General features: G+C 40.0%; 1 pseudogene. It reads right to left on the reverse strand.

The features are described from left to right. A pseudogene (locus ACFIJZ_RS09740) lies at positions 1–1,667 on the reverse strand (hypothetical protein); the annotation flags it as partial.

Below are 1,667 nucleotides of genomic sequence, written 5' to 3' on the forward strand. Positions count from 1 at the left end.
CACTACCCTCTTTTTCACCACCTATCTTGATTACCTTCGTAGCATCATCCTGCTTAACAAGACTATCTCCTACAACTTTATTAATCTCATTCTGAAGCTCTTTATGAATATTCGTGAATGAATCACCAACACCAGCAAAGGCAGACGCAACATCATCATAGCTCTGCTCTTCAACGGCACTGCCATCTTCTTTGACGATCTTAACTTTGAAGCTTGGAGCTCTCCATTGACCTTCCTTATATTCAGCGCCACCACCTAAATAAGTTGCAACAGTCTTATTCGTATCAAAAAGCTGTGAACCATTCACTGCATCACTTGAATCCGCAGAGATTGCACCATCTTCAAGAAACTTAATTTTGCTATTTTTTCTTTCCGATCCATCTCCATGCTTTGCTACAAAGGCTTTTTCCTTATCACTCCAAGATAAAGAATCCTGCGCTACTCCTTCAGAAACCTCTTTAATCCGTGCATTAACATTCTGAATATTCTCATCAAGCCCTGTAAACGCTGTATCTACACCACTAAAGGAAGCTTCTGTTACCTCACCTTCTGTAGAAACTTTGGATAATTTATAAGTCGGTCCTGTAAACGTACCGCCAACAAATTTTGCATCACCACCAAGGAATTTAGCTACATTCTGAGAAATTGTGTTAATCTGACTACCATTAATCGCATCATGTGAACTATCAGCAATGGTACCATCTTTGACATTATGAAGCGCAACTGGTCCTGCATCCTTACCTTTACCTAAAGTCACACTCGTGTAATCAATGCCGCCATTATCACCATCTTTTTTATCGTAATGCACAACAGCTGAATCATCAGACTGAAGGCTGCTAGAAAGCTTCTCTAAACTTTGATCAAGTTGCTCTTTGTTAACCGCTTCATTACCTCTCACCGCTTCCTTCACACCGGAAAGCGTCCGATCTACTTTGTCCTTATTTGCAATATTGAGTTCTGTACCCTCTGCTTCTTTCCCAATAGTAATAACCTTCGTCTCATCATCCTGCTTGGCAAGACTATCACTCACTACATTCGTCACATCATTATGAACATTCGTGATAGAACTCGCAACACCAGCAAATGCTTCCGATACACTATTGTAAACCTTTTCCTCACCAGTACTACCATCTTCATTGATAGTTTTAAGCTTGAAGGTAGGGGTAACCCATTTTCCATTTTCATAGCCAGCGCCTCCACCAAAATACGTCGCAACTGTTTGATTCATTGAATAAAGTTGGTTGCCAGTAATCGCTTCTGTTGAACCTTTAGAAACTTCTCCATCTAAAAGAAACTTCAATTTGCTACTGCTTCCTTCCGTTCCATGCTTAGCTACAAACGCATTGGCTTCATTACTCCAATTCAAGGAATCCTGTGCGACTCCTTCAGAAACTTCCTTAATCCTCTGATTCACATTCTTGATATTTGTATCAAGTCCTTCAAATGCTGAACCAACATTGGTAAAAGGTTTGGCTGTTATCTTACCATCTTTATCAATCTCCGATAAACTATAGGTTGGCCCTGTAAACGCACCATTATTAAAAGCTGCATTGCCCCCTAAATAAGTAATAACCTTATCATTCGTTTCAAAAAGCTGACTACCCGTTACAGCATCTGTTGATTTAGCGCTAATCTCACCATTTGCTAGAAACGTAATTCTACTGTTT

The sequence above is a fragment of the Bartonella sp. CL70QHWL genome (genome assembly GCF_042194855.1).
Lineage (GTDB): Bacteria > Pseudomonadota > Alphaproteobacteria > Rhizobiales > Rhizobiaceae > Bartonella.